Origin of the sequence: Pseudomonas sp. NPDC087598 (assembly GCF_044743525.1) — a bacterium.
In the GTDB taxonomy this organism is placed as follows: domain Bacteria; phylum Pseudomonadota; class Gammaproteobacteria; order Pseudomonadales; family Pseudomonadaceae; genus Aquipseudomonas.
In genome coordinates, this window is sequence record NZ_JBIUWQ010000007.1 from 1 (window position 1) to 20,401 (window position 20,401).

Sequence of the window (20,401 nt, forward strand, 5' to 3'; positions counted from 1 at the left end):
CATCTCCTTCGCGATGAGCAATGTGTCTATTAAAAAGTGTCCACCATGTGTCCGAACACCTGTCCACCATGTGTCCGGTACATACAGGGAGAGGGTTAGGGTGAGGGCTTTGACGTATTCAGCTTCACCGCCTCACGAATCAATGCCACCAGGGCCTTTTCATCAATCACCTCACCCTCATGCACATCAATAGCCCGCCGTGTATTGCCCTCAAGGCTTGAATTGAACAATCCCGTCGGATCTGCCAGCGAGGCGCCCTTGGCAAAGGTCATTTTCACCACTGACTTGTACGTCTCGCCTGTGCAGATAATCCCGCCATGCGACCACGTCGGCACGCGCCATTTCCACTCTTCAACCACTTCGGGATCAGCCTTGCGCATGATCAAACGGATCTTCGCGAGCGTGTCGCCGCGCCAGTCAGCCAGCGCCTTGATGCGCTGATCGATCAGCGCCGACGCTGACTCCGTGCCCTCTTCCTGCTTGTCCTTGTTCATGACGAGTCCTCTACGGATACGAGTGGAAGAACTCTAGACTCGACACTTTCCTCCCGCCAGTTTCCGGCCTCAACGCACGTTGCGGTACAACATCAATCGCGCACTTTCGTGCAAGCCTCGGGTCAGCTCCACCAGCCGCTGAAACTCTTGCGGGTGTTGTTCGGCGACGTTCTCCAGCGGCGTTGCCGAGCGCAAGTCGTGCAGGGTCGGCGCGCTGCCGTCGTGTTGCATTTGCAGCAGATGATGGCGAGTCACGCCGCCGATCAGCGGGAACGTACCCTCGCGCAGCACCAGCGGCACCACCCGTTCACCCTCGGGCGCCGGTTGCTGAATATCGCGGCCCATCGCGCCATTGGTGAACGGGATGCCGGCCATTCCGGCGACGGTCGGCAGCAGATCCGCCAGGCCCACGGCTTCATCAATCACCCGGGGTTTGAGCAGTCCCGGGGCGTGAATCAGCATCGGCACATGATTGCTTTCCAGCCCCAGTTGCTCAAAGGCTGGCGGCATGTGCGGGATCTGGCTGATACGTGTGTTGTGGTCGCCAAAGAACACGAAAATCGTGTTGTCGTAGTAACCACCGGCCTTGGCCATGTCCATCAACTTGCCGATGTTGAAATCCAGCAGGCGCACGGCGTTGTATTGCTCGACACTGCGTGAGCCGGCGGCCTGCACCTGTTCCAGCGACAGGTTGCTGACCTGGAATCCGTCGTTGTCCTTGGGAATGGTGAACGGCCGGTGGTTGCCCGACGTTTGCACGTAAGCGAAAAACGCCTGGTCTTTCGGCAGATCGCGCAGGATCCGGTCGCTTTCCTTGAACAGGTCCAGATCGGAAATCCCCCAGACATCCACCAACGGCGAGCGCCAGTCGCTTTCCTGATACAGCCGCACGCCATCGATGCTTTGCTGGATCAGCGCATTAATATTGGCCCAGCCGGCATTGCCGCCGATCATGTAGAGCTTTTGATAATCGTTGAACGCGTTGATCAGCGTGTGCTGGCGAGTGATCAGCGGATGGCGGGTTGCAGTCTCTTGGCGGGTGACGTCGGGGACACCGGTGATGCTCGCCCAGACGGTTTTCGCCGTGCCGGTGACCGGGACGTAGAAGTGTTTGAAAAACCAGCTCTGGCTCGCCAATCGGTCGAGATTGGGTGTCGGGTTCAGCGGATTGCCATAGGCGCCGACGGCGCTGGTGCCGAGGGACTCAAGCATGACGAACATCACGTTCGGCGCGCCTGCAACCCGATAAGGCTGCACGGCTTGCCGGCGATCAAACGTCAGGCTTTGTGCGTCTGGCTGATCTACGCCCAGATAGCGCGAGACCACCGGGTAATGCGCGCGCACCTGGCTCTCATCGAACTGCGCTTGCCCGGCCTTGAGCGTGTCGTACAAAAACAGCACCGGGTTGAGTCCCAGCGCGGCAATCTGCGCGTTGCCGGAAAAAAACGCATCGCTCCAGCGCAGCGGCACCGGGTTCTCCAGATTGAGGTTCTCCACTCGACCCAGTAAAGCCAGGAGCACGGCAACCAGTCCGATGCCGCTTCCGACCGCCAGCGAAGAGCGTCGAATGGCCTGCGGTTCGCGCGCCAACGTCAGCCGTTCAAGACGCAGCAATCCGTAGAACCACAGGCCCAGCGCCGTCAGCCAGCCAAGCGCGATCCACAGGACTGGATAGGTTTCCCACACCATCTGCTGCGAGATCTGCGCGTCCTCCAGATAACGCAGCACCGTCGCGTTGATGCGCACGCCAAGGTAGGCGTAATGGCCAAAATCGATGATGTACACCAGGCCGACAAGGCCCACCGCCAACAGCCAATATCCCCGCGCAACAGCGCGCAATAACGGGACGCGGGTCAGGTTCCAGCGCGGCAGCCACGCCAGCACCGCCAACGGCAATATCAACAGCACCGCCAGGCGCAGATCGAAACGCAAGCCGATACCGAGGGTTTCCAGCAGTTGCGGGTTATCGACAAACTCGCTGACAGCGACACCCGAGAAACCCAGCACAAACACCAGCCTGAGCAGGGCAAACAGCAAAAACGCCAACCCTGCCGCACCCACGCCGTAGCGCAAGCGTCGCGATTGCAACCAGCCCATCGTTACCTCTGTGTCATTCGTTCAGATAGAAGATGCAGCGACGCTGGAATTGCGCCGCAGCCGTTGCCAGACCGCTTTCATGCAGAGCAGCGTGGTGGCCACCAGGCAGTAACCGACCAAGAGCGGATCGATCAGGTAATCCCAGTAGTTTTCCGACGCTTTGAGCCTCAGGGCAAACGCCAGCGTGCCGAGTGCGAGCATCCACACCGCCAAGCCGTTGCGCAGCCACAACAACGCCAACGCAGCCAGACCGATGCACACGATCATCGGTCGGGGATTGAAGCCCCAGCGATAAGGATCGACATAGGTCAGGCCCATCGTCGCCGGGTACAACACCGCCGCCAGCAGGCCAAACAGCAACAACAGCTGCAGGTGCGCCGAGGGTTTCAGCGGTTCGACAATACCCAGTCGCAACAGGCTGGCCCAGCCCAGCAACACCAGTGTGGTGATTGCCAGATCATCGGTAAAACTGCGCACATACGCGGCCAGCGGCAGTTCGTTGAGCGGAATGAAACTGATTATCGCCAACGCCGGCAGCAACCACGGGCGCCAACGCCGGGTAACACGCAACGAACCCAGCAGGACAAAACCGAGCAGGATGAAACTCAAATGGGCTTGCCACAAAAACGGCATCACAGGCGCTCCGCCAGCCAGGCATCGTTGAAGCTGACATGTTTGATGAAGGTGTTATTCCACGAATACACCAGGTGATAGAGACCATCGGTGCCACGGCTGAAGTACGGGTATTCGTACTCGAAGTCACAGCCCTGCGGCTTGCACACGCGATAATCCAGATTGCTCAGGAAACGTTGTTCGAGTGGCAGCCGTCGCGCTCCACTGGAAGCGCGAAAGCCTTCGCCGATGATCGCCTTGTATGCCTGCGGCGAGAACGGCTGGCCGAGCGGGTCCGGTGACTGATCGAGTTCGATGACACTGCGCCAGTTGTTGAGATTGGCATCGGTGCCGTACAGGCTGAGCTTGAAACGGCCGTCCTGCAGATCGTTGAGTGCCACCAGCAAACCGTCGTCAGCGGTGCCGACGGCGGCCAGTGACGAATTGGGATTGGCCGGTTCCAGTGGATAGGGTTCGCTCCAGGTTTGCCCGGCGTCCTCGGTGCGACTGGCCAACACGCGGTGATGGGTGTCACCGGCATAACGCAACATCGCCACGGCGCGGCGTTCATCCAGCGGCACAATGGTCGGTTGCAGTGAATGCTTGCCACGGCTGATGCGGAATTTATCGATGACTGCGCCGTCCGCGCTCAGGTACAGGTATTCGGCAAACTTGCCCATGAACTCGTGATACACCGGCAGGCCGATCGAACCGTCGGCATGGAAGACTGGTGCGGCGCGCACCAGCGTGCTGATGTTGAAGAATGGCGAGGTGATCAGCTGTCGCGGTGCTGTCCAGTTACGCCCCATGTCATCGGAGACCATGACGTTGATCGCACTGGTCGCCCACCCCCCCACGGACACCGAAACGTAGAACATCCACAGGCGTTGATCGGGCGCCAGGGCGATTACCGGGTTGCCGAGCTTGCGGATGTAGCGGCGAGTGCCGTCGCGGGTCGATTCGCGGGTGGCCAGCACTTGTTCGGCGCCCCACTCCGCGCTGGTGGCGTCATAGCGCGCGGTGCGGATCTGCACGTCGGCGGCACCCTCTCGTGAGCCGGCAAACCACACCGCCATCAAGTCCCCGCCGGGCAACGCCGTAACGGAAGACGAGTGCACAAAATCTTTCAGTTCAGAAGATACAAAACGACTGCTGTACACCGGTTCAGATGCTTGCAGCGCTGCGTCGACTGACGGTGTCGCCAGCGCAAACGGCGCCAGCACATGGGCCGGGTGGCTGCGCCATGCAGCGAGGAAAACCAGGCTCACGGCAAGACTGCCAAGAATGAATTTCAAGCGAAAAGACAACGCACGCATAGTGGACTCGCGGCAAAGGCAGGATGGGTAACAATCGGCAAGACATCCTTGTCAGCGCGTCGAATCGTCCGGCAAGCGGCGACGGCGTCCGGTGAGCATCGACAACGGCAAGTTGTCGCGAACCTGAAAACTTTCAAACACCGCGGCGGCGATGTGGATGCAGACCAACACCAGCAAGCCGTCAGCCGCGGTTTCATGGACTCGCAGCGGCCAGTCGGCCCCCCATAAAGCGTCGACCTCCTCCATGGCCCAACCGCTGAGGCCGGTGGTCAACATCGTCAGCAACATCAAAATCATCACCAGCGCACCCAGCGGCGAATGCCCGAGGCGATGTGCGGGCCGCCCGGCAAGTAGCGATCGAATGTGGCTCGCCAGTCTTGCCGGTGTCGGCCAGAAGTCAGCCCAGCGCGCACTGCGTGGCCCGACGAATCCCCACACCAGTCGCACCAGCAGCCAGCCAACGGCGTAATAGCCGAGCCAGACATGCCAGTCGTCGCCGGCCTCATTGAAGAAGTAATTGCCGACAAAGACGCCTGCGATGGACAGATGAAACAGCCGCACTACGGGATCCCACAGGCGCAGGGACGCGCTCGGCATCAGCCCTTGATCTCGGTCTTGACCGCTTTACCGCTGACCGGATCGTGGTAGATCTCGACCTTGCGCTTGTCCTTGTCGAAACCGTAGATCTCGTAGCAATTGCCGTCGGTGACTTTGAATTTGCTGATTTCGTAGCCCTGACTTTTCAGGTTTTCCTGAAACGCCTTCTGGTCTTGCCATTGCGAACGTTCAGCAGTGGTGCATTGCGGGCCGGCAATGGCCAACGGGCTGGCGACAATCAGGGACAACAGCAGAAGTTTGCGCATGGAAACACTCTCGCTCGATGAGGAAGGCCTCACTGTGCAAAAGCAACCTTAGCGAAAGCTTAGTTGGCAATGAGTCGTTACATCTTTCCCGTCGGCTCGACTGCCACGACTCGCTGCGCAGCGGCATGATGCCGCCGATCAAACGTCCTGTTTCCCAGCGAGAACCGTCCATGCGTCTACTTCTGGTCGAAGATGATCGTGCCCTCGGGCAAGGCATCCGCGTTGCATTGAGCAACGAAGGCTACACCCTCGACTGGTTGCAGGACGGGGTCAGCGCCTTGCATGCCTTGCGCAGCGAAAGTTTTGACCTGCTGTTGCTCGATCTCGGTCTGCCACGGCTCGACGGTCTGGCGCTGCTGCAACAATTGCGTGGCGAACAGCAGGATCTGCCGGTGTTGATCCTTACCGCCCGCGACGGCACCGCCGAGCGTATTGCCGGGCTGGATGCCGGTGCCGATGACTACTTGATCAAGCCGTTCGATGTCGACGAATTGAAGGCTCGCATCCGTGCCTTGTTGCGGCGCAGCCAGGGCCGTGCGCAACCGTTGCTGGAACACGCCGGCGTTTGCCTTGATCCGGTCAGCCAGCAAGTGACCTGGCACGGCGACGACGTGGTGGTGACGCCGATGGAGTACCAACTGCTGCATCAACTGATGGTTCGCCCCGGCAAAGTCGTCACCCGCGAACGCTTGTCGCGGGCGCTTTACGGTTGGCAGGAACGGGTCGAAAGCAACACCCTCGAAGTGTTGATCCATAACCTGCGCAAGAAACTTTCCAATGAGCTGATCCGCACGGTACGCGGCGTTGGTTATGTCGTGGAGCTCAAGCCATGATTTCCATACGCGCACGCATACTGGTGCCGGTGTTGATTCTGGTACTGATCGGCGATGTGCTGATCAGTTGGCTGGTGCTGCGCGACAGTCACCATGAAATCGAGGAGGTCTATGACGCGCAACTCGCGCAAAGTGCGCGTCTGTTGCAGGGTGTCCTCGCGCAACGTGCGCCGGGGGACAACGACTGGGACCGGCTGCATCAGGCGTTCGACGAAGCCATGAGCCGGGTCGGCGATGGCGAGGCCGCACATCCGTATGAAACGCGCTTGACGTTTCAGGTCTGGCGCAGCGACGGCCAGTTGCTGATGCGCTCGGCCGAGGCTCCGGAACTGGCAGCGCCGCCGACGACCCTCGGCTCTCACGACTTGATGGAAAACGGCCGCGACTGGTGCGCCTTCCTGCTCAAGGATAGCCGGCAAGGCCTGCTGATCTGGGTCGGTGAGCGTGATGACATTCGTCAGGACCTGATCGAGCGCATCGTCGGCCATACCGTGTGGCCCAGCGTGATCGGTGTGCCGCTGCTGGCCGTGTTGATCTGGCTGACCATCGGCTGGGGCCTGCAACCGCTGCGCGCCATGGCGCAGAGCATTCGCGGGCGCGACACCGAAACCCTGAAACCGCTTAACCTCAGCCCCCTGCCCCACGATCTTGAACCGATGCAAACGGCGCTCAACCGGCTGTTGCAGCAGATCGACAATCTGCTGGCCCGCGAGCGGCGTTTCATTGCCGATGCCGCTCATGAACTGCGTACACCGTTGGCCATTCTGCGAATCCACGCGCAAAACGCGCAACTGGCCGGCACGCCGCAACAACGTGAAGAGGCGCTGGAGTTTCTCCTCAGCGGCGTCGACCGCGCCACGCGTATTGCCAGTCAGCTACTGACTATGGCGCGGATCGAACCGCGTCTGGCCCATCCGCAAAACTACCCGGTGGAATTGACTGCACTGGTGCGCGAGGAACTGGCGGAACTGACCCCGTTGGCACTGGAAAAAAACGTCGAACTGATCCTCGACAGCGACCACCACTGCCCGGTGGAAACCGACCCCGTTGCACTGGCGATCGCCTTGCAAAACCTGCTGACCAATGCGCTGAACTTCGCCCCGCCGGGCAGCGAGGTGCGGGTCCAGGTGCAGCCACAAGCATCCGGCGCCGTGCACATCAGCGTCGAAGATGCCGGCCCCGGGATCAATGAAGAGGATTACGCACGACTGTTCGAGCGCTTTTACAGCCACGGCCACGCCAATGGCGCCGGGCTCGGGTTGGCGATTGTGCAGATGATCGTCAGCAAGATCGGTAGCACGCTAAAGCTGTACAACCTGCCGGAAGGTGGCTTGTGTGCGGAGCTGCGGATTAATCAGACCCTGCCAAGCAATTAAGTCTGGCCTGTGGCGAGGGAGCTTGCTCCCGCTGGGTCGCGAAGCGGCCCTCGCTCTTCATAAAAAAGCGGGGCCTGCTGCGCAGTCCAGCGGGAGCAAGCTCCCTCGCCACAGTTAATCACAGGCAGATATCAACTCAAGCAAGCCTCTTTTGACCTGATTTTTCAATTCAGGGTGTTTTGACAAAATTTTCATTTCTGTCCGCTTAAGATCGCCGTCCTCGTTGGGGAGTAGCCTGTTTCCGAGTCACTCGGAAGCGTTCGTATCAACATTCTCGGCAACCTGCCGTGGTACGAACACCTTTTGGTTGGTGAGACCGACGACACATCCATGCCTAAAGTCGGGCGTGTGGTTGTGTCGTTGACTCATAGCCCGACTGGAAGTGTTGCCGTGAATCCTGTTTCCCTCATATTCCTCGCCCTTGCAATGTCCACGGATGCGTTCGCCGCCGCCATCGGCAAAGGCTCCAGCCTGCACAAACCACGTCTGAGCGAAGCCCTGCGCACCGGTCTGATCTTCGGTGTCATCGAAGCCATCACCCCCATCATCGGCTGGCTTATCGGCCAGGCCGCCACGCGCTGGGTTGCCGAATGGGATCACTGGATCGCATTCACCTTGCTGGTGATCCTCGGTCTGCACATGATCTACAACGGTCTGAAGCATGAAGATGAGGAAGAGGAAAAACCCGGCCAGCACTCATTTCTGATTCTCGCCGTCACCGCGTTTGCCACCAGCATCGATGCACTTGCCGTTGGCGTGGGCCTGGCGTTTGTCGACGTCAACATCTGGGTGGCGGCCGCCGCGATTGGTATGGCAACCATGACCATGGTGACCATTGGCGTGATGCTCGGCCGCGTGCTGGGTGCGGTGGTCGGCAAACGTGCGGAAATCGTCGGTGGCGTGGTGTTGATGATCGTCGGTGCGACGATTCTGTATGAGCATCTGTCGGTCTGACTCAGCGCGAGCCTTGGCTAGCTCGGTCTCGGCTGAGTTGATTCATGAATCGGGGCCTGTGACAGGCAGCGATTTCCTGATGGATGGCGGCGTTACAGCGGCGTACTGGTACGGCGATCTGGCGTCGCAATAACCAGCTCTTTTGCCAGGCTCAACGCGTTGCCGATCGCGGCGCCGCTGGCGGTGTTGTCGAAAATGCACCAAGTGGCGACGCCCTGCTCTGTCGCGACCTGCAACGCTTGCGCGAGTTGTTGCAGGTAGGGCAAATCGTAGGCGCTGTGGTAGATGCGCGGCGAACCGTGCAAGCGCCAATATTTCGTGCCCTGCCAGCCTCTCGGTGAAGCGTCATTGCTGATACGTGAGGGGTCAACCGCCGCTTGACTGACTTGATACTTGATCAATAGCGGCTCGGCGCTGACCCACGACTCATGTCGCGGTTCCAGCACCACTGGCCCGGCGAAACGCTGGCGCAATGCGCTGAAAAAACCTTCGGCAACAGCGGCATCAAACGCCAGCGACGGCGGTAACTGCACCAGCAGGCAGCCCAGGCGATCGCCTAATCCGCTGCACTGCCCAAGGAATTCATCCACCGTCGCCTCACTGCCGGCAAGGCGCCGTTCATGGGTGATGTGTTTGGGCATCTTCACTGAAAAAGCAAAACCGTCCGGCACCGAATCTGCCCAGCGTTCGTAGGTTTGTCGGCGATGCGGGCGATAGAACGAGCTGTTGATTTCGACGCTGTTGAACTGCGTGGCATAACGCTGCAAATGCGTGCCGTCAGCCGGGAATACCGGCCAATGCTCACGCGCAAGACTCCAACCTGCACAACCGATGAAAATCAATTGTCTGCCTCCATTGCAATGTAGGAGCTGCCGCAGGCTGCGATCTTTTGATGTTGTTTTTTCAAGATCAAAAGATCGCAGCCTGCGGCAGCTCCTACACGGTTGGCGAGAAACCTACAGGGTTATTTTTTGCCGGGCAGTACGGAGCTGAGCACTTGCTTGGCGGCCTGGACGATGATGCCGGCCTCATCCGGATCGCCCTTGAGCAACGTCGTGGCGAATTTCTTAGCCTGTTCGAGCTTGATGTGCGGCGGCAGTGGCGGCACGTTCGGGTCGGTCTTGAATTCGATCAGCACCGGTACGTCCGAGGCCAGTGCCTGCTCCCAGGCAGCCGCGACGTCTTCTTCGCGGTCGACGAAAATACCCTTCAGGCCGATGGAAATGGCGAACAGGTGATACGGCACGTCCGGGATGCTCTGCGACGCTTCGAACTTGGGATCACCCTCCATCACCCGCTGCTCCCAGGTGACCTGATTGAGATCTTCGTTGTTGAACACCGCGCAGATCCATTTCGGGCTTTGCCACTGGCGCCAGTATTTGGCGACGGTGATCAGTTCGGCCATGTTGTTCATTTGCATGGCGCCATCGCCCACCAAGGCAATCACCGAACGCTCGGGGTAGGCGAATTTCGCCGCAATCGCATAAGGTACTGCGGCGCCCATCGAGGCCAGGCCGCCGGACAATGAGCACTGCATGCCACGGCGGATTTTCAGGTCGCGGGCGTACCAGTTGGCGCACGAGCCCGAATCGCTGGTGATGATCGCCGCATCCGGCAGGCGCGGTGACAGCTCATACACCACCCGTTGTGGGTTGATTGGGTTTGCCTTGGCCATGGCGCGTTTTTCCAGAGTTTTTTCCCAGGTGCCGCGCCAGCCCTCTACCTTTTTGCGCCATTTGCCCGAGGTTTTCTGTTCGAGCAGCGGCAGCAATGCGGCGAGCGTTTCCGCCGCGTCGCCTTGCAGGTTGACCTCCATCGGATAGCGCAGGCTGAGCATGTCGGGTTGCAAATCGATCTGCACGCCCCGCGCCTGGCCTTCCTTGGGTAAAAATTCGGCATACGGGAAACCCGAGCCGATCATCAACAACGTGTCGCACTCGGTCATCAGTTTGTAGCTGGGTTCGGTGCCGAGCAGGCCGATGCTGCCCGTGACCCACGGTAGATCGTCGGGCAACGCGGCTTTACCGAGCAGTGCCTTGGCCACCCCGGCGCCAAGTTTTTCCGCCACCGCGATCACTTCATCAGTGGCCTGCAAAGCGCCGGCGCCGACCAGAATCGCGACTTTTTCACCGGCATTCAACACCTCGGCGGCACGTTGCAAATCCGCCTCGTAAGGCAACACTCTCGGTTTGCTGTAACCGACACCGGAATGCGCAGTGCCGTGGGTTCGGGCCGGCGCTTCGTAGGGCAGATCCTGCAAATCATTGGGCAGGATGATCGCCGTAACGCGGCGTTCGCCGACCGCCGTGCGCACCGCGCGATCGAGCAAATGGCGCACTTGCGACGGCGCCGAAGCCTGCTGCACGAAGGCGCCGGCGACATCCTTGAACATCGAGACCAGATCCAGTTCCTGTTGGTAGTGACTGCCCAGCGCAGTGCGCGCCTGCTGACCGACAATCGCCAGCACCGGCATGTGGTCCATCCGCGCATCGTAGAGCCCGGTGATCAGGTGCGACGCGCCCGGCCCTGAAGTCGCAATGCACACACCCAGTTCACCGGTGAACTTGGCGTGGGCCGAGGCCATGAACGCGGCCATTTCTTCATGGCGGGCCTGAATGAATTCGATCTTGCCCTTCGCCCGATCGAGCGCGCCAAACACGCCATTGATGCCATCCCCCGGATAACCAAAAATCCGCGTGACGCCCCATTGGCTGAGCCGCTCAACCAGAAAATCTCCAACTGTCATCGTCATCGTGTTCCTCGCCTTTCACCGGTGCATCGGGCATTCCCGGCAGTGCATCCGCCGAGAAGTGTAAGGGTCTGGACAGTCGGGGCGACGGCGAAGTTTCGATTGATTTGCCGGGACAACACACCGCCCCGGTGTTTGTCCGCAAAACCACCGGTGGGGCACAATGCGCATCATCAATCGGTTTACAAGGGACAAATCAACATGGACTTGCCAACGATATGGCACCCGCGATTCGCTGATACACCAATCGAACAACAGACCATTGGCGAGTCTCGCGCCGATGTACTGCGGGTGACGCCTGCGGGTTCGGCGCCGTTGTTTGTAAAGTCTGAGCAGGTGATGACCTGGGGCGAATTACCCGGGGAAATTCAGCGACTGCGCTGGCTGGCCGAACAGGATCTACCGGCGCCACGGGTGCTCGACACCACCACCGAAAATGAGCGCAATTGGTTGCTGATGACGGCTGTGCCCGGTCGCGATCTGGCCAGCAGCGTGCACCTGGCGCCGGAGCAGATTGTCACGCTTCTGGCCGATGCCCTGCGATCACTGCACGCGGTTGCGATCAACAGCTGCCCTTTCGATCACCGCCTCGAAGCGAAGATCGCTCTCGCCCGCGAGCATCTGCTGGCGGGCCTGATTGACGAGGAAGATTTCGACGATTCACGTCTGGGTCTCAGCGCTGAACAGGTGTTCCAGCAACTACTCGCCGAGCGTCCTGATCACGAGGATCTGGTGGTGACCCATGGCGATGCGTGCCTGCCCAATCTGCTCGCTGACAATGGCCGGTTCAGCGGTTTTGTCGACTGCGGGCGACTTGGCGTCTCTGACCGTTATCAGGATCTGGCCTTGGCCGCACACAGCATCACCGACAACCTCGGCGAGCAGTGGCTGCCGGTGTTTTTCGAGGCCTATGGCGTAGAACCGGATCAGCAGCGGATAGCCTTTTATCAGTTGCTCGACGAGTTTTTCTGAGGTGTCTCGAGGGTTCAGCGTTCAACGATGCGGATGCACCGTCCACGCCACCAGTTTGATCACGACGGGCCGCACGACAAGGATGCACAGGAATGCCACCGGCATCGCCAACTTGTAGGCGTGCAACGCATTACTCAAGTAGTCGTTATCAATACCGAAGTTGGCGGCGGTGATCACCAGCGACATCAGAAACGCCATGATCGTCGCCATGTACAACGCAAACACATAGGGCGTGGCACGCGGTGAAAGCTTGCGACGGCTGACACTCAGCGCATCGCTGCCAGTACTTTGATTCATAGGGCTTTTCCATCCATTGACAGGGAGCGGGCACCTTAACAAGCGAAATCCCCCTCAACTAGACGGCTAATCGCAGGTACTTTATAAAGCATAACTTACGAATCAAACCGTTCTCGGCAGGCTATGGATGAATCTGTTAGCGGCAATTGCCAGTTTTATCAAAGTGGTTGAAGCAGGTTCCATTGTCGGCGCCGCCAAAGCCCTGGGCGTCAGTGCGGCAGCGGTGAGCCAAACGCTGAATCGTCTGGAGACGCATCTGGGCGTGCGACTCCTGCAACGCACCACGCGGAGCATGGCGCTGACTGAAAACGGCGCGGTGTACTACGACAAGGTCAAGCGCATCGCGGCAGATCTGGAGTCGGCACAAAGCTCGATCAGCAACGAGCAAACCGAGCTGCAAGGACGGCTGAGCATCGCCTCCACTTCTGCATTCGGCCGGCATGTGCTCGCGCCATTGATTGCCGGGTTCGCGGCGCTGCACCCGCGTCTTCTGCTGGAGCTATCGAACACCAACCGCAAGATCAATCACATCCAGGACGGTATCGACTTGAGCCTGCGGATCAAACCGCAACTGGAAGATGGCATTGTTGCGCGCAGGATCGTTTCGCTGCCCTTCGTCATGTGCGCCGCCCCCGCGTATCTGGAGCGCGCAGGCGCGCCGCAATCGCCGGACGATCTGCAAAACCATGCGTGCCTGGCGTTCCGTTACCCATTGGACGGGCGTTTTCTACGTTGGACTTTTTCTCGGGACGGCCAGAGTTACGAGGCCAATATCAATGCCACGACCATCAGCGATGACATCGATGCACTGGCGCAGATGGCGGTCAACGGTGCGGGCATCACGCGACTGGCCGAGTTTGTCGCGGCGCCGTACATCGCCAGCGGCCAACTGCTGCCGCTGTTCGAAAACCATGACGGCGCAGGTCACGGCTTTGTCGAGCGAATGGACATTTATGCCTGTGTGCAGGAGCGTGCGGCGATCACTCCGAAGGTCAAGGCATTCATGGACTATCTGATCGAACACCTGAAGGTGCGCTGGCCGCAGGAAGATGCTTTGGCCGCACCGTTTCAAGCCTCCACTGACAAGGAATTGCTGTGAGCAAATCACGTTATGCCAAGGGCTCCGGTCGGCCTCCGGTACATCTGGCCTCGATAAATACAGAGGATTCGGCGGCAGGCCATCTGGTTTTTGCCGGCGGCGTTTGCGGGGACCGTCACATTCCCTTCTGCTCCCGCGACGAACTGCTGGGAATGCTCAAAGACCTGATACTTGCGCGTGTACCTTTTTCGGTCGGCGGCATGTGTCCCGGTCCAGCGGATGAAGTCGGTTTGCTGATCGACAACGCAGAGCTGACGGGAGCCTGTATCGAGCTGTCCTGGATCGGCTCGCAACAATGGATGGTGCGCGAAAGTGCGAACGCTTCTGGCACATGGCAGCAAGAACCTGATGCCAGCCAAATCGCCAATTTAATGTTCAATCCGGACTCGCTGAAACGCTCGGATTAAGGCAAAGTCCACCTCGCCAATCGAGGCTCATCACGGAAGATAAAAACAATGAAACATGCTTTCGGCGCTCTGCTTCTTTTCTGCCTGACCACCCACGTATTCGCTGACGACACCCCTATCGGTTTCCAGCGCTCGACCCTGCCGGACGCGAGCAATGAGCGTCCGTTGGAAATGGTCGTCTGGTATCCAGCCGGTGCAACCACTGCCGCACCGAAACTGGTCGCCGACAACCCGGCGTTTGTCGGTGTAATGGTCGCGGAAAATGCGCCACCGGCTGCCGGTGAGCATCCGTTGGTAGTGCTCTCACACGGTTACCGCGGCAACTGGAGCAACCAGGCATGGCTGGCCAGCGCGCTCGCGCACCAGGGTTATATCGTCGCGGCGGTCAATCACCCCGGCAGCACCACGCATGACCGCAGCCCTCAGGCGGCGGCGCAGTTATGGCTGCGTCCTGCGGATGTCAGTCGAGCCATCGATGCGGTGACGGCTCAGCCGGAAAAGTTCGGTATGGTCGCGAAATCGCGCATTGCCGTCGTAGGCCACTCTCTCGGCGGCTGGACCAGCCTGGAAATCGCTGGCGCGCGCTTCGATACCGAGCGTTTCGCCGAAGACTGCAAAGTCCATTCGCAATTGTCCAGTTGCTCCGTTTATCAGCAGATGAATCCCGCCAGCCAAGCGGATTCGAAGACACGACTGGCCGCCGACTTGCGTGACAAACGCGTGTCTGCCGTGGTGTCACTGGACCTTGGTCTGTCGCGTGGTTTCACAGATACCAGCCTTGCGGCACTGCCTGTTCCGGTGCTGGTCATCGCAGCGGGCGTGCCGTCGCAAGACCTGCCCGCTCAGCTTGAGTCCGCCGATCTGGCCAAACGACTGCCAAAATCATCGAGCCAATACGTCGAGATCAGCGACGCCAGCCACTTCAGTTTCATGTCGCCATGCAAGCCTGGCGCGATGGAAATGCTGGAAGAAGACGCACCCGGCGACGGCATCATTTGCACCGATGGCGACGGTGAACGCGGCCGAACTGAAATTCAGCAGCAGACGATTTCGCTGATCAGCGAGTTTCTGGCGCGCTCTGCTGCGGGTTGAAATCGGTAAGGGGTTTATCACCAATAAGGGAACACGCCACACAGGGCATTTCCCTCATAACCATGCAGGAGCGGCCCCCAAAACATCAACGGCCCACACGCATAAAGTGGATCGGACAGGTGCTGCCCGTTCTGCAGCTTGCACACCGGCAACTTCAATGGAACGGGCACGACCACTGCCCAGAGCGTGACCCCGCACCATTCTCGCTTTGTCTCGACACTACTGTTTTGCGGCGCAGACCGCGGCACCGGTTCCAGCGTTGAAACCGAGGCTCCGACACAACCGGTCAGCGTCAATGTGAGGGCGATCAAAAAGGAAATGGCTTTGAGGGGAAGCTTGCTTCGCATTGCTGGTTCTATCCGTAAATCCAATCGCCCGGCGCTCCAATCGACAGCGCCAGCATCCTTGAGGGTGAAAAGCGGCGATTGTAACCGCTTGATGGCAAAAGAAATCATCTGGACTCTGGGTTACTTGTCCGTGACCAGAAAAGGCTCGACGCCTGTGTATATCGAGACGAAACGATAAATCGTGCTGGCATGAATCGGAATTTTTCCCTACGGTGTTCCTCTGTTCTCAGCCAGTCACGATGAGGTCCGTTTCATGAGCAAAGCGCCCTACGTTCCGCCCAAGGTCTGGAAAAATGAAGCGCCGTCCGGTGGTCAGTTCGCCAGCATCAACCGGCCGATTGCCGGGCCGACGCATGAGAAAACGCTACCGGTCGGCAAACATCCATTACAGCTCTACTCGCTGGCTACGCCCAACGGGGTGAAAGTCACCATCCTCCTCGAAGAGCTGCTGGCGCTGGGGCACAGCGCCGCCGAATACGACGCGTGGCTGATCCGCATTGGTGAGGGCGATCAATTCTCCAGTGGTTTCGTCGAGATCAATCCCAACTCGAAAATCCCTGCACTGCTGGACCGTAGTGTCGAGCCGCCGGTTCGGGTGTTCGAGTCGGGCTCGATCCTGCTGTATCTCGCCGAGAAGTTCGGCGCCTTCCTGCCCAAGGATCCGGCAGGACGCACCGAGACGCTCAACTGGTTGTTCTGGCAGATGGGCGCGGCACCGTTTCTGGGCGGCGGATTCGGGCATTTCTATGCCTATGCGCCGGAAAAAATTGAGTACGCAATCAATCGCTTCACCATGGAAGCCAAGCGTCAACTGGATGTGCTTGATCGGCGCTTGGCCGAAACCCCATATCTGGCCGGCGAGCACTACACCATCGCCGATATCGCGGTCTGGCCCTGGTACGGGCAGTTGGTGCGTAACAATGTCTATTCGGCGGCAGAGTTTCTCGCGGCCGAGGAATACACCCATGTGCAGCGCTGGGCAGAGGACATCGCCCAGCGTCCGGCGGTCATCCGTGGTCAGCGCGTCAACCGCACTTGGGGTGATGAAGCGAGTCAGGTGCCTGAACGGCATGACGCTGAAGACCTGAGCTGATCCACACGTTTTCCCTCCCTCCGACCGCGCCCGAGCAGACTTCTTGTTGATCGGGCGCAGTCATTTTACCCCCCTCGCCTGAGTCTGCTGATTTCCACTGGTAGCGCCAATTTCTGCCGCTGTGGGGATCGCGTCTCCTCATCACAAATGTGAAAAATTTGTTAACCAATTGAAGCGAATGGCTTTCTTCGCCGAAATCAATCTGACATGCTAATGCGAATAGTTCTTACAAGCATGTGCATCAGATTCGTTTTGGTTACTTTTGGGGAAGCAGATTGATGTCGTTTCACACCCGCCACCGCCGTTCGAACCTCTCACCCAACCTTCTGGCGCTCGCCATTGGCATGGTCAGCCTCTCGTCCGTTTCAGCCGATGAGCCTCCAGCGCCATCGCCTGAAACTGCTGCCCCACCCGCCACCCTGGAACTTGGCGCCACCGAGATCGGTGCCACCCAGATGAGCAGCACCACCGAGGGTTCGCAGTCCTACACCACCGGCCCCATGCAGACCGCGACCAAGCTGTCGCTGACCATGCGCGAAACGCCGCAAGCCGTCACCGTCATCACCCGGCAACGCATGGACGATCAGGGCATGACCAGCATCAACGATGTGGTGCGGGGCACGCCGGGGCTGTTCCTCAACCAGTCCAGCGGTCCGGGTCGACAGGCTTACAGCGCACGCGGCTTCGACATCGACAACATCATGTACGACGGACTGCCCAGCTCCTATCAGCCGTATTCGATGGCGGTGCAACCGAATCTGGCGATGTTCGACCGGGTTGAAATCGTTCGCGGTGCTACCGGCCTTGTCACGGGCGCCGGCAATCCGTCAGCCGCCATCAACATGGTGCGTAAACGCCCGACGGCCACGCCGCAAGTGACGCTCACCGGCGCGGCGGGGAGTTGGGATGATTATCGCGGCGAGATCGACGCTTCCGGTGCGCTGAACGACAGTGGCACGCTGCGTGGCCGTGTGGTGGGTTCCTATCAGGGCGCCGACAGTTTCCGCGACAAGGAACAAAACGATCACGGCCTGTTCTACGCCATCGGTGAAGCCGACCTGAGCGACAGCACCACCGCGACCCTGGGTTTCTCCCGGCAAAATGAACAGACCAACTATTTTTGGGGCGGGTTGCCAATCGGCACCAACGGCCATCACCTTGATCTGCCCCGCTCCACTTACCCCGGTACCGATTGGGAAAACAAGAAACTGCAGATCGACACGGTCTTCGGCGAAGTCGAGCATCGCTTCGACAACGACTGGAAACTGCACGTCGCCGGCTCGTCCTCGACGCTCAACGGCGAGTTCTCCGGCACGTACCTGTCGCGCTATAACGGCCCGCTGGAAACCACCGCTTACCAATCGCACAACACCGACAAACAGAACGCTTTCGACGGTTTTGCCAGCGGTCCGTTCGAAGCCTTCGGCCGCACCCACGAACTCGTCGTCGGTGGCAGCCATCGCGTCTACGATGCGACGTCCAAGGAATACGATCCGTACACCACGGCCTGGCCGATCGGTGCGCCCAAACCCGACTTCGTGCGTGACGGCAAGACGCGCAGCGTGGCCACTCAGGATGCCGCTTACCTCACCACCCGGTTGAGCCTGGCCGATCCGCTGACGCTGATCCTCGGCAGTCGCCTGGACTGGTATGACTACGATGACCGCAGCGGCGACGGCGACTACAAGGTCACCCGTAACCTGACACGTTACGCCGGCCTGATCTACAAGCTGGACGAGCATCATTCCGTTTACGCCAGCTACACCGACATCTTCACCCCGCAAACCTCGAAGGATCTCTCCGGCAAAGTGCTGGACCCGATCGTCGGTGAAAACTACGAGGTCGGCATCAAGGGCGAATATTTCAACGGCGCCCTCAACGCCAGTCTGGCCGTGTTCCAGATGGACCAGAGCAACCGCGCAACCCTGGCGGAAAACCAGTTCGGTTGCCCGGTCATGACCTGCTACACCGGCTCGGGCAAAGTGCGCAGCCAGGGCATCGACATGGAGTTGCAAGGCGCGCTGACCGAAAACTGGCAGCTCGGCGCTGGCTATACCTATACCCGCGCGCACTACATCAAGGACGAAAAACCGGCCAACAATAATCAGCAATTCAAAACCGACACGCCTGAGCACTTGTTCAAAGTCTCGACGGTGTATCGCTTCCAGGGGCCGTTACAAAAACTCCGCGTCGGCGGCAACGTCTATTGGCAGAGCCGCATGTACAACGACGTCGCACTTGCCAATGGCGGCAGCTATCGACTCGAACAAGGCAGCTACGCGACCACCGACCTGATGGCCGGATACGAACTCACCAAACACCTCGACCTGCAAGTCAACGCGAACAATATCTTTGATCGCGTCTACTACTCGGCCATCGGCAGCAACATCACCTGGGGTGCCAACGACAACTACGGCAATCCGCGCAGTTATATGCTGACCGCCAAATACAAGTTCTAAGCCGCGCACCACCCGCGACAACACAGGCCAAGGGCGCCCCGGGAAATCCGCGGCGCCCTTGGCTTTTGTGCAACAGGCCCATTAGCAATGAGCGACAAGAAACGATAATCTCCGACCGACATCATTTCGAAGCACGCCCATGACCAGCCCAGAGTTCGCATCAGACATTGAAGCCATCCGCAGCATTGATGCGGTGCCCGTGATCCTGAGCATGGTCAAGCACCTGACCGGCATGCGCTTCGCCGCCGTGGCCCGGGTCACCGAAAAGAACTGGGTGGCGTGCGCGGTCGACGACTCAATCGAATTCGGGCTCGAACCCGGTGGCGAACTGGTACTCGAATCGACCATCTGTCACGAAATCCGCCAACACAAACAGCCCGTGGTCTTCGGCCATGCCAGCCAGCATCCGCTGTTTTCGCGGCATCACACGCCGAAAACCTATGGGCTGGAGAGCTACATTTCCATTCCCATCGTCAAAGCCAACGGCGATTTTTTCGGCACGCTCTGTGCGATCGACTCCGTTCCGGCCAACCTCGACGAACCGGCCATCGTGAAAACGCTGACGCTTTTCGCCCAGCTGATCGCCATGAGCCTCGACACGCAAAGTCGCCTTCATGCCACCAAAACCGAGCTGGAAAGTGCCAATGAGCTGGGCCGGTTGCGCGAGCAGTTCATCGCGGTACTCGGCCATGACCTGCGCACCCCGCTGAGCGCCATTCGCATGAGTGCCGACCTGCTGGAGAGCAAAACCGAAGACAAGCGCTCGCTCAATTTCATTGCGGCGATCCGCAACAGCTCGGTGCGCATGGGGGTGCTGATCGAAAACATCCTCGACTTTGCCCGGGGACGGCTTGGTGGCGGGATTCCGCTGCAGCGCAAACTGGTGGATGACTTGCAGGACACGCTGCTGTCGACCCTTGAGGAAATCAAGGTGTCCCATCCCAAGGCGACCTTTATTCATTCGCTGGAGGTGCCGGCAGGTATTTACTGCGATGCATTGCGCATCAGCCAGTTGCTCTCGAACCTGCTGGGCAACGCGGCCACCCATGGTTCAACCCACGCGCCGATCATCCTCAAGGCCTACGCCGAGAATGACGAGATTGTCATTTCGCTGACCAACCAGGGCACGCCGATTCCGGCGCAATTGATGCCGCTGTTGTTCGAGCCTTTTTCCCGGTCCGAAGCCGGGCAGCGTTGCGAAGGCCTGGGTCTGGGGCTTTACATCGCGTCGCAGATCACTACGGCGCACAACGGCACCTTGAGCGTCACTTCAGACGCAGAGTCGGGAACACGCTTTGTGGCGCGGTTCCCGGCGCAGTTCAAATGGCTCTGAGCTGCCGC

At 59.5% G+C, this 20,401-nt stretch carries 20 protein-coding genes, 1 pseudogene and 1 riboswitch; of the genes and pseudogenes, 11 read left to right on the plus strand and 10 right to left on the minus strand.

Annotated features, from left to right (window positions below):
* Positions 1-95 precede the first annotated feature (95 nt).
* The 6 genes from ACIOWE_RS05905 to ACIOWE_RS05930 all read right to left on the minus strand — a co-directional run bounded on the left by ACIOWE_RS05905 (position 96) and on the right by ACIOWE_RS05930 (position 5,382).
* The gene (locus tag ACIOWE_RS05905) at positions 96-494 is read right to left on the minus strand and encodes a DUF1801 domain-containing protein (RefSeq protein ID WP_401388508.1); all 399 of its coding nucleotides are present in this window, start codon (positions 492-494) and stop codon (positions 96-98) included.
* Between the two features lie 69 nt (positions 495-563).
* Positions 564-2,591 (minus strand): LTA synthase family protein, encoded by a 2,028-nt coding sequence (locus ACIOWE_RS05910; protein WP_401388511.1) that lies wholly within the window; start codon positions 2,589-2,591, stop codon positions 564-566.
* Between the two features lie 21 nt (positions 2,592-2,612).
* Entirely contained in the window at positions 2,613-3,224 is a 612-nt protein-coding gene (locus ACIOWE_RS05915; RefSeq protein WP_401388514.1) for a hypothetical protein, read from the minus strand.
* Entirely contained in the window at positions 3,224-4,519 is a 1,296-nt protein-coding gene (locus ACIOWE_RS05920; RefSeq protein ID WP_401388517.1) for an exo-alpha-sialidase, read from the minus strand. Before ACIOWE_RS05920 ends, ACIOWE_RS05915 begins: the two co-directional genes overlap by 1 nt.
* 51 nt (positions 4,520-4,570) lie before the next feature.
* Entirely contained in the window at positions 4,571-5,116 is a 546-nt protein-coding gene (locus tag ACIOWE_RS05925; protein ID WP_401388520.1) for a cytochrome b/b6 domain-containing protein, read from the minus strand.
* Positions 5,116-5,382: a PepSY domain-containing protein gene (locus tag ACIOWE_RS05930; RefSeq protein WP_401388523.1), complete on the minus strand. Its 267-nt coding sequence runs from the start codon at positions 5,380-5,382 to the stop codon at positions 5,116-5,118. Before ACIOWE_RS05930 ends, ACIOWE_RS05925 begins: the two co-directional genes overlap by 1 nt.
* A 170-nt stretch (positions 5,383-5,552) precedes the next feature.
* On the opposite strand from ACIOWE_RS05930, the gene ACIOWE_RS05935 reads away from it, so the two are divergent.
* The 4 genes and pseudogenes from ACIOWE_RS05935 to ACIOWE_RS05950 form a co-directional block, all read left to right on the plus strand.
* Positions 5,553-6,215: a response regulator gene (locus ACIOWE_RS05935; protein WP_201238371.1), complete on the plus strand. Its 663-nt coding sequence runs from the start codon at positions 5,553-5,555 to the stop codon at positions 6,213-6,215.
* Complete coding sequence (locus ACIOWE_RS05940) at positions 6,212-7,591, plus strand: ATP-binding protein (RefSeq protein ID WP_401388527.1); 1,380 nt, start codon at positions 6,212-6,214, stop codon at positions 7,589-7,591. The genes ACIOWE_RS05935 and ACIOWE_RS05940 overlap by 4 nt, the downstream gene beginning before the upstream one ends.
* 213 nt (positions 7,592-7,804) lie before the next feature.
* Positions 7,805-7,977: riboswitch (yybP-ykoY riboswitch) on the plus strand.
* A gap of 4 nt (positions 7,978-7,981) precedes the next feature.
* A complete protein-coding gene (gene mntP / locus ACIOWE_RS05945; protein WP_201238373.1) occupies positions 7,982-8,545 on the plus strand; it encodes a manganese efflux pump MntP in 564 nt (187 codons plus the stop codon).
* A gap of 22 nt (positions 8,546-8,567) precedes the next feature.
* A pseudogene (locus tag ACIOWE_RS05950) lies at positions 8,568-8,678 on the plus strand (short-chain dehydrogenase); the annotation flags it as partial.
* On the opposite strand, the gene ACIOWE_RS05955 reads toward ACIOWE_RS05950, so the two are convergent.
* Together ACIOWE_RS05955 and ACIOWE_RS05960 are read right to left on the minus strand one after the other, a co-directional pair.
* Positions 8,638-9,387 carry a DUF72 domain-containing protein gene (locus tag ACIOWE_RS05955; RefSeq protein ID WP_401388531.1) on the minus strand — a complete coding sequence of 250 codons (750 nt, stop codon included), beginning with the start codon at positions 9,385-9,387 and terminating at the stop codon, positions 8,638-8,640. The pseudogene ACIOWE_RS05950 and the gene ACIOWE_RS05955 sit on opposite strands and share 41 nt — an antisense overlap.
* Positions 9,388-9,509: 122 nt before the next feature.
* Positions 9,510-11,297, minus strand: coding sequence for a thiamine pyrophosphate-requiring protein (locus ACIOWE_RS05960; protein ID WP_401388534.1), 1,788 nt, complete (start codon positions 11,295-11,297; stop codon positions 9,510-9,512).
* A gap of 198 nt (positions 11,298-11,495) precedes the next feature.
* Between ACIOWE_RS05960 and ACIOWE_RS05965 the strand changes: the two genes are divergently transcribed.
* Positions 11,496-12,266, plus strand: coding sequence for an APH(3')-II family aminoglycoside O-phosphotransferase (locus ACIOWE_RS05965; RefSeq protein WP_401388537.1), 771 nt, complete (start codon positions 11,496-11,498; stop codon positions 12,264-12,266).
* A gap of 21 nt (positions 12,267-12,287) precedes the next feature.
* On the opposite strand, the gene ACIOWE_RS05970 is transcribed toward ACIOWE_RS05965, so the two are convergent.
* Entirely contained in the window at positions 12,288-12,563 is a 276-nt protein-coding gene (locus tag ACIOWE_RS05970; protein WP_401388540.1) for a DUF2798 domain-containing protein, read from the minus strand.
* Between the two features lie 127 nt (positions 12,564-12,690).
* On the opposite strand from ACIOWE_RS05970, the gene ACIOWE_RS05975 reads away from it, so the two are divergent.
* The 3 genes from ACIOWE_RS05975 to ACIOWE_RS05985 are packed head-to-tail and all read left to right on the plus strand — an operon-like array spanning position 12,691 to position 15,161.
* Positions 12,691-13,662, plus strand: a complete 972-nt coding sequence (locus tag ACIOWE_RS05975; RefSeq protein WP_401388543.1) for a LysR substrate-binding domain-containing protein — start codon at positions 12,691-12,693, stop codon at positions 13,660-13,662.
* Positions 13,659-14,069: a hypothetical protein gene (locus ACIOWE_RS05980; RefSeq protein ID WP_401388546.1), complete on the plus strand. Its 411-nt coding sequence runs from the start codon at positions 13,659-13,661 to the stop codon at positions 14,067-14,069. Before ACIOWE_RS05975 ends, ACIOWE_RS05980 begins: the two co-directional genes overlap by 4 nt.
* A 48-nt stretch (positions 14,070-14,117) precedes the next feature.
* Positions 14,118-15,161: an alpha/beta hydrolase family protein gene (locus ACIOWE_RS05985; RefSeq protein WP_401388549.1), complete on the plus strand. Its 1,044-nt coding sequence runs from the start codon at positions 14,118-14,120 to the stop codon at positions 15,159-15,161.
* Between the two features lie 17 nt (positions 15,162-15,178).
* Here the strand turns inward: ACIOWE_RS05985 and ACIOWE_RS05990 are convergent, their stop codons facing one another.
* Positions 15,179-15,616: a hypothetical protein gene (locus ACIOWE_RS05990; RefSeq protein WP_401388552.1), complete on the minus strand. Its 438-nt coding sequence runs from the start codon at positions 15,614-15,616 to the stop codon at positions 15,179-15,181.
* Positions 15,617-15,761: 145 nt separating this feature from the next.
* Between ACIOWE_RS05990 and yghU the strand changes: the two genes are divergently transcribed.
* The 3 genes from yghU to ACIOWE_RS06005 all read left to right on the plus strand — a co-directional run bounded on the left by yghU (position 15,762) and on the right by ACIOWE_RS06005 (position 20,393).
* On the plus strand, positions 15,762-16,601 hold the full coding sequence (gene yghU / locus ACIOWE_RS05995) for a glutathione-dependent disulfide-bond oxidoreductase (RefSeq protein WP_401388555.1): 840 nt from the start codon (positions 15,762-15,764) through the stop codon (positions 16,599-16,601).
* 278 nt (positions 16,602-16,879) lie between these two features.
* On the plus strand, positions 16,880-19,060 hold the full coding sequence (locus ACIOWE_RS06000) for a TonB-dependent siderophore receptor (protein ID WP_401388558.1): 2,181 nt from the start codon (positions 16,880-16,882) through the stop codon (positions 19,058-19,060).
* A 139-nt stretch (positions 19,061-19,199) separates the two neighbouring features.
* A complete protein-coding gene (locus ACIOWE_RS06005; RefSeq protein WP_401388561.1) occupies positions 19,200-20,393 on the plus strand; it encodes an ATP-binding protein in 1,194 nt (397 codons plus the stop codon).
* Positions 20,394-20,401: the final 8 nt, after the last annotated feature.